This window comes from Phenylobacterium sp., assembly GCF_019636135.1.
Taxonomy (GTDB): domain Bacteria; phylum Pseudomonadota; class Alphaproteobacteria; order Caulobacterales; family Caulobacteraceae; genus Phenylobacterium.
In genome coordinates this window covers 43,112-55,954 of sequence record NZ_JAHBYD010000009.1, presented here as the reverse complement: position 1 = coordinate 55,954, position 12,843 = coordinate 43,112, and the positions used below count along the sequence as shown (strand labels likewise).

Annotated in this window: 12 protein-coding genes and 1 tRNA gene; 5 read left to right on the top strand and 8 right to left on the bottom strand. The window is 70.9% G+C overall.

Annotated elements, in window-relative coordinates; genetic code table 11:
- Positions 1-19 precede the first annotated feature (19 nt).
- Together KF737_RS08235 and KF737_RS08230 are read left to right on the top strand one after the other, a co-directional pair.
- Positions 20-601 (top strand): TMEM165/GDT1 family protein, encoded by a 582-nt coding sequence (locus KF737_RS08235; protein WP_296452799.1) that lies wholly within the window; start codon positions 20-22, stop codon positions 599-601.
- 25 nt (positions 602-626) lie between these two features.
- Positions 627-2,015, top strand: coding sequence for a peptide MFS transporter (locus KF737_RS08230; RefSeq protein WP_296452795.1), 1,389 nt, complete (start codon positions 627-629; stop codon positions 2,013-2,015).
- A 6-nt stretch (positions 2,016-2,021) separates the two neighbouring features.
- Here KF737_RS08230 and KF737_RS08225 read toward each other — a convergent pair.
- Positions 2,022-2,098 (bottom strand) — tRNA-Val (locus tag KF737_RS08225).
- A gap of 110 nt (positions 2,099-2,208) precedes the next feature.
- Here KF737_RS08225 and KF737_RS08220 point away from each other — a divergent pair.
- From KF737_RS08220 to KF737_RS08210, 3 genes are all read left to right on the top strand, one after another.
- Positions 2,209-3,120 carry an aldo/keto reductase gene (locus KF737_RS08220; RefSeq protein ID WP_296452792.1) on the top strand — a complete coding sequence of 304 codons (912 nt, stop codon included), beginning with the start codon at positions 2,209-2,211 and terminating at the stop codon, positions 3,118-3,120.
- Positions 3,121-3,224: 104 nt separating this feature from the next.
- Complete coding sequence (locus KF737_RS08215) at positions 3,225-5,147, top strand: NAD(P)/FAD-dependent oxidoreductase (RefSeq protein WP_296452789.1); 1,923 nt, start codon at positions 3,225-3,227, stop codon at positions 5,145-5,147.
- 11 nt (positions 5,148-5,158) lie between these two features.
- Positions 5,159-5,587, top strand: coding sequence for a GFA family protein (locus KF737_RS08210; protein WP_296452785.1), 429 nt, complete (start codon positions 5,159-5,161; stop codon positions 5,585-5,587).
- Positions 5,588-5,595: 8 nt separating this feature from the next.
- Here the strand turns inward: KF737_RS08210 and KF737_RS08205 are convergent, their stop codons facing one another.
- From KF737_RS08205 to KF737_RS08175, 7 genes are all read right to left on the bottom strand, one after another.
- On the bottom strand, positions 5,596-6,657 hold the full coding sequence (locus KF737_RS08205; protein WP_296452782.1) for a hypothetical protein: 1,062 nt from the start codon (positions 6,655-6,657) through the stop codon (positions 5,596-5,598).
- Between the two features lie 40 nt (positions 6,658-6,697).
- On the bottom strand, positions 6,698-7,708 hold the full coding sequence (locus tag KF737_RS08200; RefSeq protein WP_296452779.1) for a DUF2891 domain-containing protein: 1,011 nt from the start codon (positions 7,706-7,708) through the stop codon (positions 6,698-6,700).
- Positions 7,692-8,642 carry a DUF979 domain-containing protein gene (locus tag KF737_RS08195; protein ID WP_296452776.1) on the bottom strand — a complete coding sequence of 317 codons (951 nt, stop codon included), beginning with the start codon at positions 8,640-8,642 and terminating at the stop codon, positions 7,692-7,694. Before KF737_RS08195 ends, KF737_RS08200 begins: the two co-directional genes overlap by 17 nt.
- Positions 8,639-9,307: a DUF969 domain-containing protein gene (locus KF737_RS08190; protein ID WP_296452773.1), complete on the bottom strand. Its 669-nt coding sequence runs from the start codon at positions 9,305-9,307 to the stop codon at positions 8,639-8,641. Before KF737_RS08190 ends, KF737_RS08195 begins: the two co-directional genes overlap by 4 nt.
- A gap of 295 nt (positions 9,308-9,602) precedes the next feature.
- Complete coding sequence (gene rsmA / locus KF737_RS08185; protein WP_296452770.1) at positions 9,603-10,439, bottom strand: 16S rRNA (adenine(1518)-N(6)/adenine(1519)-N(6))-dimethyltransferase RsmA; 837 nt, start codon at positions 10,437-10,439, stop codon at positions 9,603-9,605.
- Positions 10,436-11,452, bottom strand: coding sequence for a 4-hydroxythreonine-4-phosphate dehydrogenase PdxA (gene pdxA / locus KF737_RS08180; RefSeq protein WP_296452768.1), 1,017 nt, complete (start codon positions 11,450-11,452; stop codon positions 10,436-10,438). Before pdxA ends, rsmA begins: the two co-directional genes overlap by 4 nt.
- Positions 11,449-12,804, bottom strand: a complete 1,356-nt coding sequence (locus KF737_RS08175; protein WP_296452765.1) for a peptidylprolyl isomerase — start codon at positions 12,802-12,804, stop codon at positions 11,449-11,451. Before KF737_RS08175 ends, pdxA begins: the two co-directional genes overlap by 4 nt.
- Between the last annotated feature and the right edge of the window lie 39 nt (positions 12,805-12,843).

Sequence of the window (12,843 nt, the reverse complement as noted above, 5' to 3'; positions counted from 1 at the left end):
CGTCCCCATCGGTGTCACCTTGGAAGCCTTCCTCGTCTCCACTGGCCTCGTGGCTATCGCCGAGATCGGCGACAAGACCCAGCTCCTGGCGATCATGCTGGCCGCCCGCTTCCGCCGGCCGATCCCGATCATCCTGGGGATACTCGCCGCCACCCTGGCCAACCACGGCCTCGCCGCCGGCCTCGGCGTGCTCATCGCGCAGTGGCTGACCGGACCCGTCTTCCAGGCCGTCGTCGGCCTCGGCTTCATCGTGATGGCCGGCTGGGCGCTGATCCCGGACAAGGAGGACGAGGGCGCCGCGGCGGCGACGGCCGGCGGCGTGTTCCTCACCACGCTCGTCGCCTTCTTCCTCGTCGAGATCGGCGACAAGACGCAGATCGCCACAACCTTGCTGGGCGCCCGCTTCCACAACCTCCTGTTCGTCACCGCCGGGACCACCTTCGGCATGATGCTGGCCAACGTCCCGGCCGTCCTGCTCGGCGAGGCCGCGACGAAGGTCGTCCCACTGCGCTACGTCCGGATCGGCGCGGCGATCGTGTTCGCGCTCATCGGCCTGTCGGTGCTCGTCGCGGCCTTCCTCAAGCCGGGTTTTTCCTTCTAAGGTCCCGCGGGGTTTGGAGATTCCCATGACCGCAGCGACCGTCAAAGACGGCGATACCGCCTTCCTGGGCCATCCGAAGGCGCTGGGCTTCCTGGCCTTCACCGAGGCCTGGGAGCGGTTCTCCTACTACGGCATGAATACGCTGCTGGCCCTCTACATGGTCAACCAGTTGCTGCTGCCCGGCCACGTCGAGAACGTGGTCGGTCTGCCGGTCCTGCAAGGCATCCTGGAGAAGGGCGGGCCGCTCAGCCCGCAGGCGCTCGCGGTCGCCATCGCCGGCCTCTACGGCGCCTGCGTCTACCTGACCCCGCTGCTGGGCGGCCTCCTGGCCGACTGGCTCCTCGGCAGGACGCCGACCATCATCCTCGGCGCCCTGCTGATGGCGGCCGGCCACTTCCTGATGGCCTTCGAGCAGCCGTTCCTGCTGGCGCTGCTGTGCCTGATGCTCGGTTCCGGGTGCTTCAAGGGCAATATCGCCAGCCAGGTCGGGAGCCTCTACCCCGAGGGCGACACGCGCCGCGCCGACGCCTTCCAGATCTTCTACCTGGCGATCAATGCGGGGGTGATCGTGTCGCCCCTCGTCGTCGCCCGCCTGGCGCATGGCGTCGGCTGGCACTGGGGCTTCGGCGCCGCCGGCGTCGGCATGCTGATCTCGATCGTGATCTACCTGTCCGGCCGCCGCCTGTTCCCGTCCGACCCGCCGCTCCGCAAGCGCGGCGAGATGAAGGTCGACCGTCCGGCGATGGTGCGCAGCGACTGGAACCGCGTGCTCCTGTTGGCCTTGATGGTGCCGCTGCTCGCCGCCTCGGTGCTGGGCAACCAGCAGATCTTCGTCACCTACCTCGTCTGGGCCGAGAAGAGCGCCGACCTCCAGTTGTTCGGCATGAAGCTCCTGGCCGAGGACCTCGTCTCGGCGGACGCCTTCGTGTCGGTGGGCTGCCTGGCCGCCATGGTGGTGTTCTGGCGCCTCTGGGCCAAGCGCTTCAAGGAGCCGGACGAGTTCGGCAAGATCGTCATCGGCTGCCTGTTCGGCGCGGCCGGCGTCGCCTGCCTGGGCCTCGGTGCGATGCTCACCCCTGAGGGCGGCAAGGTCTCGGTCTGGTGGCTGCTGGCGTTCCATCTCTTGAACGACATTGGTTTCGCCAACGTCCTGCCGGTCAGCCTGGCGCTCTTCGCCCGCGCCGCGCCCAAGGCCATCGCGGGCTCGGTCATCGGCATCTACTACCTGTTCCTGTTCGCCGGGAACGCGACCGCAGGCTGGCTGGGCACCAAGCTGGAGGGTATGGGCTCGGTGAGCTTCTGGCTGATGCACGGGGTGATCGTGGCGGCCGCCGGCCTCGTGATCCTGGCGATCTCGCCCATCTTCCGACGCGTGCTGAACGCCGAGCCCACGCCGCGGCCCGCGACGGCCTGAGGGAGGTGGTGGGCGGCGACGGGTTCGAACCGCCGACCCTCTCGGTGTAAACGAGATGCTCTAACCAACTGAGCTAGCCGCCCATCGCGGCGGTTCTTAAGGAGCCCGGATTGCGTTGGCTAGTTGCGATCCTTGCGGTGCTGACCGCCATGCCGGCTGAGGCCGAGGCGGCGCGCGCGGTTGGCCGGCCCTGATGCGCCGCCGCCCGCTCGGCCGAACGGGCCTCACGGTCTCCGAGCTCGGCTTCGGCTGCGCGAGCTGGTGGGGCAAGCCGCGGTTCGAGGAACGCACCGCGCTGGGCCTGGTCCATGAGGCTATCGACCTCGGCGTCACCCTCTTCGACACCGGGGCCAGCTACTCGGCGGGCGAGGCCGAGCCCCGCCTGGGCCGCGCGCTCAAGGGCCGCGACACGTCGGGCCTCGTCGTCGCCACCAAGGCCGGCACCTTCCATGCGGGCGGCGGGCGCATCGCCCGCGACATGACCCCGGCCGCCGTCGTCGCCAGCGCCGAGCGCAGCCTGCGCAGCCTCGGACTCGAGGCCCTGGGCCTCCTGCAACTCCACGGCCCGTCTGCGGCCGAACTGAACGACAAGATGCTGGCCGCCCTCGAAAGCCTGAAGGCGAGGGGCCTTGCCCGCGCCATCGGCCTCAACAGCTTCGATCCCGCGGTGATCGGGCACGCCATCGGCCTGCCCGCCATCGACGTCGTCATGGTCGACTACAACGTGCTGCGCCCCGAGCGCGAGCCGCTGATCGCCCGCGCCGCGGCGGCAGGGAAGGGCGTGCTGGCCGGCATGCCGCTCGCCATGGGCCACACGCGCCCGCTGCTGGCCCGTCTGAAAGGCCCGCGGGACCTCTGGTACGCCGCCCGGGCGCTGGCGAACCACCGCGGCGAGCTCGCGCGCGGCCGCCGCTTCCGCTTCCTGCACGAGCTCCCGGACCTCACCGGCTCGCAGGCCGCCCTCGTCTACGTGCTGGCCAACGCGCACGTCAGCGCCGCGGTCTTCGGCGCCACGCGGCCTGAGCACCTGCGCGAGAACGCCGCCGCGTCCGGCCTCGCGCTCCCCGCCGACCTGATGGCCCGCATCCGCGCCGCCCAGGGCTGACGCCGCTTGGCGAGCCCCTGACGCCACGTGAGGACTTCCGCCGCCGCGCGCCGGGGTCCATTCTCCGCGGATAACGGAACAACGATAAGTCAGGGCAGGAGCGGATGCCGCAGACCGTCGCGCAGATCGAAGAGACCCTGAAGGACGCCCACCTGCCGGCGCTGATGTGCGCCATGGTCCAGATGACCGGCGACGCCGACTGGCTGAAGTCGGAGTGGACGCCCGTCTACAATCCGCTCTCCCGCGGCGACACCGGCATTCCCGAGGCCGAGCAGGCGAAGATCCGCAAGCGCGCCGCCGCGGCGATACACGCCCACCTCGAAGGCAGGCCGCTCGCCCTCCAGGCGCCGCCCACCGAGACGATCCGCCGGCAGATGGACTTCGTGGCCGGCGCCGAGATCCCCGAGCAGTACGTCGATTTCCTGGTCGACGAACTGGTCCTGAAGGGCCGCAGCTCCAAGGACCCGCATTTCGAGGCCCCGAAGCTCCAGGACGCCGCCCGCCGGCTGAAGGTGCTGGTGGTCGGCGCCGGCATGTCGGGCCTGCTCACCGGCATCCGCCTGGCCCAGGCCGGCGTGCCCTTCGAGATCGTGGACAAGAACGCCGACGTGGGCGGCACCTGGTACGAGAACACCTATCCCGGCTGCCGGGTCGACAACTCGAACCACATGTACAGCTACTCGTTCGAGCCTAACCACGCCTGGCCGCAGCACTTCTCGCCGCAACCCGTGCTGCTCCAGTACTTCCAGGGCATCGCCCAGAAGTACGACCTCAAGAAGCACATCCGCTTCGAGACCCTGGTCGAGACCGTGGCCTGGGACGAGGCCCGCAGCGTCTGGCGCGCCACGCTGAAGGGCAAGGACGGCAAGACCGAAGTGGTCGAGGCCAACGCCGTGGTCACCGCCGTCGGCCAGCTCAACCGCCCGCGCTTCCCCGACATCGAGGGCATGGGCAGCTTCGAAGGCCCCGCGTTCCACTCGGCCGAGTGGCGCCACGACGTCGACCTGAAGGGCAAGCGCGTGATCGTCATCGGCACGGGCGCCTCGGCCTACCAGTTCGTGCCCGAGATCGCCCCCGACGTGGCGAACCTGAAGGTGTTCCAGCGCAACCCGCCCTGGGCGCTGCCCGTGCCGCACTACCACGAGGACGTGCCCGAGGGCATGAAGTGGACGCTCGAGCACGTGCCCTACTACGACAAGTGGTACCGTTTCTGGCTGTTCTGGATGACCACCGAGGGCTTCCTGCCGATGGTGAAGTCCGATCCGCAGTGGAACGGCGGCCCGGGCGCGGTCAGCGAGATGAACGCCGGCCTGCGCGACATGGCCATCGCCGGCTTCGCCGCCCAGCTCGCCGAGCGCCCCGACCTGCTGCCCAAGGTCACGCCCGACTATCCCGTCGGCGGCAAGCGCGCGGTGCTGGACAACGGCGTCTGGTTGGGCGCGCTCAAGCGCGACAACGTCGAGCTCATCACCGACGGGATCGTCAGGATCACGCCGAAGGGTGTCGTCACCGCCGACGGCCAGGCGCACGAGGCCGACGTGCTGATCTACGGCACCGGTTTCCAGGCCTCGAACTTCCTGTCGTTCCTGAAGATCAGGGGCCGCGGCGGCCAGGATCTGCACGAGGCCTGGGGCGGCGACGCGCGCGCCTACCTCGGCATCACGCACCCGCGCTTCCCGAACCTCTTCACGATTTACGGGCCGAACACCAACATCGTCGTCAACGGCTCGATCATCTTCTTCTCCGAGTGCGCCGTCCGCTACATCGTGGGCGCCCTGAAGCTGCTGGCCGAGACCGGCGCGGCGGCCATGGAGCCGAAGCAGGCCGTCTACGACGACTTCAACAGGCGGGTCGACGAGGCCAACGCCGGCTGGGCCTGGGGCTCGCCGCACGTGTCGAGCTGGTACAAGAACCAGTTCGGCCGCGTCAGCCAGAACTGGCCCTTTGGCCTCATCGACTACTGGAAAGCCACCCTGGAGCCGAACCCGGACGACTTCGTCCTGGAGAAGGCGCACGAGGCGGCCTGAAGGAGAGGACCATGACCGAGATCACCGGCGGCTGCGCCTGCGGCAAGGTTCGGTTCGAGATCACGGCCGACCCGGTGGGTGGCGGCATCTGCCACTGCCGCGCCTGCCAGTACGCCGCGGGCGGCCCGCCGACGCACGTGCTGCTCGTGCCGCGGGCGGGCTTCAAGGTCACCAAGGGCAAGCCCAAGGTCTACACGACCAGGGGCGACTCCGGCGCCGACATCGGCCGCGCCTTCTGCACCGAGTGTGGCACGCCGCTCTACTCGATCCCCGGGCCTATGACGCCGTTCTACCCCGTGAAGGTTGGCGCCCTGGACGACCCCTCGACCTTCACGCCCAACCTGCACCTCTACATGGACGAAGCGCAGCCCTGGCACCTGACCCACGAGGGCCTGCCGCAGTTCCCGAAAATGCCGCCCATGGCCCCGCCGGCAGGCTAGCGAGCAGGCTAATGGGCTGGCGGCGCGTGCTCTTTCCGCCACGCAGCCTTCGCCGCGTCGATCTGGCCGCGGTTTGCGGCGGGCAGGGCGCCCAGCGCGCCGTCCAGGATCTTGCGCGCGTTCGGGTCACCGCCCTGTTCGGCGAGCTCGAGGTACGCCCGTCCGGTGGCGGGCTCGGCTGCGCCGCCTTCCCCTCGCGCCAGCATCGCGCCCAGCCCGCGCAGGGCGTGGACGGATCCCTTGTCCGCCGCGCGTCGGTACCAGGCTCGGGCCTGAACCGCATCGGCCGGGACGCCTTCGCCCAGAGCCAGCATCACGGCGATATCGATCATCGCGTCAACGTTGCCTTGCTGGGCGGCTGACCGGAAGGCGGCCATCGCCGCGACTTCGTCGCGCTCGACGCCATCGCCGTTCAGAAGCGCCATGCCGACATAGCGCTCAGCCCGGTTGTCACCCAGGCGGGCTCCTTCCTTGAGGTGGCTGTAGGCCTTCGCGGGATCGGGCGCCACGCCGCCCCATCCGTTCTGGTAGGCGCGTCCGACGAGGTACCAGGCATCAGCGCGGCCGGGGTCGACCTTCAGGCTCGTCTCCAGCGTCGCCACACCGGCCGGCATGTCCCGCGCCGTCCCGATGCCCAGGAGTTGGGCGCGCCCGAGGGGCCACAGGGTCAGCGGTTTCACCTTCTCGTCCGCAGAGGCCTTGCGCAGCAGGGCGTAGCCGCGGGCCTGCTCCGTCGGATCGTCGGAGAAGTGCAGCCGCACACCCAGGTTCAGTTCGGCGACGGGCAGCCCGGCGGCGGCCGCCTGCTCCAGCAGCGCCCTGGCGCGCGCCGGATCTCTCGGGCCGCCGACACCGTTGTCCAGCATGACCACTAGGTTGTTCAGCGCCATCGGGGCGCCGCTCTTGGCGGCCTCCTCACCCAGGCGGCGCGCCGTCGTCTTGTCGCCGCGTTTGAGCGCGGCCACGGACTCCTCGATTTGAGCGTCGAGCGCCGGCGAGCCCGTGGACTGAGCCCAGACGGGCGAGGTCAGGCTCAGCAGAAGGCCGACGGCCAGCACGGCGCGGATCATGCCGCAGCTTGAGCGCGTTCTCGTGCGGTCCGCAACCGCCTTAACCGGCCAGCAGCGCCAGCAGCGCGAACGAGGCCAGCCAGTGCTCGCCCATGTAGTCGCCGGCCACGTGGGGCAGGGCGGCGGCGAGGTGGGCGCGGGCGGCCTCCTGCACGATGGGGCGCGCCGGATCGTCGGAGTCCAGCTCGGCGGCGATCTCGCGCCAGCACCAGGCGCGCGACAGGTTCAGGCCGTCGAGGTGGGCGATCTTGCCGTCGGAGCGGTCGGTCGGGCTTGCGGGCGCGAACAGGCTGGCCGGTTGGCGCTGCGCCAGCCGCGGCAGGTAGGCCGCCAGCCATAGGCGGTACTCCGGCGGCGGCAACAGCCGGCGAAGGCACTCCGCCGTCATCAGCGTGGCCGACAGGAAGTCGTCCAGCGACGGCTCCCAGGCCTGGGCATCGCGATCCTCGGCGTACCAGCTCAGCGCCCGGTCGTGGAACAGCTTCAGCAGGGCCGCGTCGTCGGTGGCGCGCGCATAGTCCGCGGCCAGCGCCAGGGCAAACGCGGTCGAGGAGTGGACGCCCGTGCGGATCGGGTAGGCGGCGATCGGCAGGAAGTCGCGGAAGCGCTGCGCGAACACGTCGGCGAGCGGCTGGTGCGTTGCGGCCCAGGGCGCATCGTGCGCCAGCAGCTCGGCCTGGAGCTTCAGGAGCCACGCCCAGCCGTAGGGCCGTTCGAAGCCGCGCGAGGCGGGGCGGGCGGCGTAGGCGGTCTCGCCCGCCACGTTCGCCGCCGTGAAGCTCGCGTCGAAGAGCGCGCGGATCGCGTCCGCCTCGGGGATCTCCGGGTGCAGGCGCAGCACCGTCGCCAGCGTCCAGTAGCCGTGGACGCAGGAGTGCCAGTCGAAGCTGCCGAAGTAGATCGGGTGCTGCTGGCGCGGGCTCTTCACGTCGCCCGGCCCGGTCAGGACCGTGTCCATCTTGTTGGGATACTCGCGGCCGACGTGGCCCAGCGCGATGCGGGCGAACCGGGACGCGAGCTCGGGCGTCAGCCGATCAGAAGGCGAGGACATACATCAGCACCACATTGGCCACGAGCAGCGGCAGGGCCGTCGGGATCTGCGCCTTGATGACGGCGTAGCGGTCGGGCAGTTCCAGCAGCGCCGCCGGCACCAGGTTGAAGTTGGCCGCGAGCGGGGTCATCAGCGTGCCGCAGAAGCCCGAAAGCATGCCGATGGACGCCACCACGGCGGGGTCGCCGCCGAACCCGCGGATCAGGATCGGCAGGCCGATGCCGGCGGTCATCACCGGGAAGGCCGCGAAGGCGTTGCCCATGATCACGGTGAAGCCCGCCATGCCCAGGCAGTAGACGGCCACGGCGGTCAGCCGCGCGTCCATCGGGATGTGGCTCGTCACCAGCCTGCCGATCAGGTCGCCGACGCCCGCGAGCGCGAAGACCGCGCCCAGCGCCGCCAGCATCTGCGGCAGCAGCGCCGCCCAGCCGACGGTGTCCATCAGGCGGCGGCCCTCCTGCAGCGGGCTCATGAGCGGCTGGCGCAGCAGGATGAGCCCCGTGGCCGTGGCGACGACCGCCGCCAGCGCCAGCGAGATCAGCGTGGCCTGCTTCGGGTCGAGCAGTGGGGCGCCGGCGAGTTCGATGGGCTTCAGCACCAGCACGCCGAAGATCACGACCACGGGCAGGACCAGCGCCGGAACGAAGAGCTTGCCGCCGAATCGCTCGGCCAGCGCCTGGCGCTCTTCGGGCGAGGTGGTGGCGGGCTGCCCGCGGCCCAGCAGGCCGAAGCCGGCGATCAGCGCCAGGCCCAGCACCAGCACGCCGTTGCCGAGGTCGCCCAGGAGATCGCCGGCGAGGAAGCTCGTCGCGACCAGTCCCCAGAACACCGCATTGCCGAAGCGCTTGCTGTTGTTGCGATCCACCGCGCTCAGCACGGCGAAGGCCGCGAAGACGAGCCCGGCCAGGACGTAGACGGCGCCGATCCGGATCATGCGGCCGCCCCGCGCCGCCGCGCGCGGTCGAACAGCAGCAGCCGGGCCGCGTGCAGGAGGAAGGCGACGATGGCGGTGGGGATCGCCCAGAGCGACAGGTGGATCGGGTCGAGCGTGATGCCCGCCGTCGCCAGGAAGCCGACCATCAGCAGGATCGAGCCGATGGCGACGAAGATGTCCTCGCCGAAGAACAGGCCCACGTTGTCGGTCGCCGCGGCCATGGCCTTCACCCGCTGGCGCTCGGCGTCGTCCAGCGTCCCGCCGTGGCTCTCGACCGCGCCCTCGGCCATCGGCGCGACGATCGGGCGGATGCTCTGGGTCTGGCCGGCGATGGAGGTGAGACCCAGCGCCGACGTGCCCTGCCGGAACAGCAGGTAAGCGATCAGCAGCGGCCCGACCGAGACGCCCCTCAGGCGCAGCATCAGCTTCTTCGCCTGTTCCTGGATGCCCGCCCGCTCGACCACGCCCACCATCGGCAGGACGAGGTAGGCCACCGTGATCAGCCGGCTCTCGTTGAACGCCTTGCCGAACGCCTCCAGCACCGCGACGGGCGTCATGCCGGCGGCCAGCCCCGTGACGAACGCGGCGATCACCACGACCAGCAGCGGGTTCAGCCGCACCGCGAACCCCACCACCACCGCGGCCACGCCCAGCAGGGTCAGCATCGCGCGTCCTTCATCCACCCACCTTCAGAACGTCATGGCCGGGCTTGTCCCGGCCACCCATGAACACCGGATTCGGCGTGGCCAGCAGCGGCGTCGACGCTGCCCTATCTGCACCCCCGGCGTCTATTTTTAGCTCCGCTCATCTCCCTTCCTCCCCGCTCATCCCCACATCCGCTCATCCCCGCGAACTCAGGGGACCCAGACTTGTTTTTGGAGGCTGGAGCTCCCGCGAACGTCGCAAAGCATGAAGTCTGGGTCCCCGCATCCGCGGGGATGAGCGGTAGTGGGTGCGTGCCTAAGGGGCCGTGCGACGCGCAAGCCATGCGTCGGCGAGCGCCAGGAACCCCTCGACCGGGATCACTTCGGCCCGCGCCGTCGGATCGAGCCCGGCGGCGGCGATCAGGTCCTCGCCGCCCATCGCTTTCAGGCTGGAGCGCAGCATCTTCCGGCGCTGGCCGAACGCCGCGGCGGTGATGCGCTGGAGCGCGTCGAGGCGGTCCGACGACGGCCGGTCGGCGCGGGGCTCCAGGCGGACGACCGCGGAGTCCACCTTCGGCGGCGGGGTGAAGGCCCGCGCCGGGGCGTCCAGCACGCGGCGGCCCACGCAGGTCGCCTGCACGATCACGCCCAGCCGGCCATAGGCGTCCTCGCCCGGCCCTTCGGTGATCCGGTCCGCCACCTCCCGCTGGAACATCAGCGTCAGCGACGCCGGCGTCCACGGCCCCGTCAGCCACTTGATGAGCAGCGGCGTGCCCACGTTGTAGGGCAGGTTGGAGACGAGGTGCGCCGGCCGCCCCGCCGCGACCTGCGCCTCGTCGGCCTTCAGCGCGTCGCCGAACACGAGGGTCAGGTTCGGCGCGGCGTCCGCCACCTCCTGCAGCAGCGGCCGGAAGCGTTCGTCCTTCTCGATGGCGGTGACCCGCGCGCCGGTCTCCAGCAGGGCGCGGGTCAGGCCGCCGGGGCCAGGGCCGACCTCGATCACGTGGTCGCCTTCGCCGACCTCGGCCAGCCGCGCGATCTTCCGGGTGACGTTGAGGTCGAGCAGGAAGTGCTGGCCGAACGCCTTCTTGGCCCACAGGCCGTGCGCCTCCAGCGCCTCGCGCAGGCTGGGGAGGTCGTCGAGGCGGCTCACGCGCGGCGCCGCGCGATCTCGTCCGCCAGCCGGATGGCCGCGACCAGGCTGTCGGCCCGCGCGATCCCGCGGCCGGCGATGTCGAAGGCGGTGCCGTGGTCGGGCGAGGTGCGCACGATCGGCAGGCCCAGGGTGACGTTCACCCCGCCCCAGAAGTCGAGCATCTTCACCGGGATCAGCGCCTGGTCGTGATAGAGGCAGAGCGCCGCGTCATAGGTCGCGCGCACCTCGTCGGGGAACATCGTGTCGGCCGGGTAGGGCCCCTTGGCGTCGACGCCCAGGTCCTTCAGCGCCCGGATCGCCGGCTGCACGATCTCGACCTCTTCCCGCCCGATGGCGCCCGACTCGCCCGCATGCGGGTTCAGCCCCGCCACCGCGAGCCGGGGCCGCGCCACGCCGAAGTCGCGCCGCAGCGCCTGGGCGGTCACCAGGCCGGCGTTCACGACCGTTTCGATGGAGAGCTTGCCCGACACCTTCGCCAGCGGCTCATGCACGGTGACCAGCGTGACCCTGAGGTCGGCCGCCGTCAGCATCATGACCGGCCCGCGCGCGCCGTCGTAGGTCGTGGCCGCCGTCAGCTCGCCCAGGAATTCGGTGTGGCCGGGGAACCTGAAGCCCGCCTCGTAGAGCGGCGCCTTGGCGATCGGCGCGGTGACGACGCCGGCGACCGTCTTCGAGAGTGCGAGGCCCACCGCGGTCTCGATCCACTGGACGATGGCGCCCGCCGCCGACGGGGCCGGCTGGCCGGCCACCACGGGCGACTTGAGCGGCAGGTTCAGGACGGGGATCGCGTCCCTGAAGGCGGCGACCGCTTCGTCCGGCGTCGAGATCGTGCGCACCAGGCCCGCGGACGAGGTCGGGGCCGAAGCCACCGCGCCCGCGTCGCCGACCACGAAGAAGGCGGGGCCCCCCTCGGCGAACTCGTCCTTCAGCGCCCGCCACGCCTTGACGACGATCTCCGGGCCGATGCCGGCCGGGTCGCCGAGGGAGAGCGCGAGCGGGTTCCGCGTCACTTCTGCTCGATGGTCGCCGAGTTGCGCAGGTCGCGCATGTAGCGCCGCGCGATCATGCTGAGCTGCTGGCCACGGAGGCGACGCTCGATCTGGTCCTTGTCCATCTGCCCGCCGCTGGCGTTGCGGCGGCCGCAGACCGCCACCAGGTGCAGGCCCGCCGTCGTTCGGATCGGATCGGAGATCTCGCCCACCTGCAGCTTCTCGGCCGCTTCGCGGAACTGCGGGGCCAGATCGCTGACTTCGGCCTCGCCGAGGTCGCCGGCCACCACGCCCTGGACCTTGCCGGCCGTGGCCTCGAGGGTGGCGCAGTCCTTGATCTGCGGCTTCAGCGCCATCAGCTTCGTCCGCGCCGCCGCCTCGTCCTCCGCGCTCGCGCCCTGCGGCAGCGGCGCCGCCGCCTGCTTCAGGCTGACCAGGGTCGAGGTCCCGCCGGCGCGCTTGTCCTTCAGGTAGAGGATGTAGACGCCGTCCTTGACCGCGATCGGCTGCGAGAGCTGGCCCGGGCGCATCTGCTCCAGTACGCCGGCCACCTCGGCCGGCACCTCGCCGGGGCTCACCCAGCCGGCGTCGCCGCCCGTGGCCGCGGTGGGCAGCGACGAGAACTGGCGCGCGACGGCCGGGAAGGGCGCGCCCTGCTGCATCTGCGAGACCAGTTGCTGCGCGCCGGCCATGGCCTGCTGCATGCCGCCCACGCGGTTCGCGTCGATCAGCACCTCGGCGATGTTGTACTGCGGCTTGGAGGCCTGGGCGGCGAGCAGCGCCTGGGTCGCCGCGATCTGGTCGTCGCCGACCCGCAGGCGCGAGCCATAGCGGCCCTGGATCCAGCGGCTCCAGCTTATGTTGGCGCGGATCTGCTGCTTCAGCGTGTCGGCATTGATCCCGCGCGACGTGAGGTAGCCCAGGAACTGCTGGCGGCTCATGTTGTTGCCCTCCGCCATGCCGTCGATCTCTTCGTTCACCTCGTCCTCGTCGGCGAGGATGTCGATCTTCTGCTCCCGCTCGACGCGGCGCAGCTCCTGGAACTGCAGGCGCTCGTCGACCAGCGAGACCAGCGCCTCGTGCTGGAACTGGGGCAGGTTCTCCTGGGTGGGCTGGATGCCGGACGTGGCGATCAGCAGGCGCATGCGCTGCGCCAGGTCGTAGGTCGAGATGATGTCGTCGTTCACGACGGCGGCGACCGATTCGGAGAGGCCCGTCGGCGGCGGCGCGGACGGCAGGCGCGTCCCTTCCGGCGGCGCGGCGCCCGCGGGCCCCCCGGGCTGCTGCGCCCCGGCCGGAACCGCAGCCAGAACGGCGAGCGCGCAGGCGAGCGCTGTGTTCCGCGCCGTCGAGCCCGTCAGATAACGCATCATGGACGAGAGTCTCTTCCTTCGTAGGACCACGCACGGGTC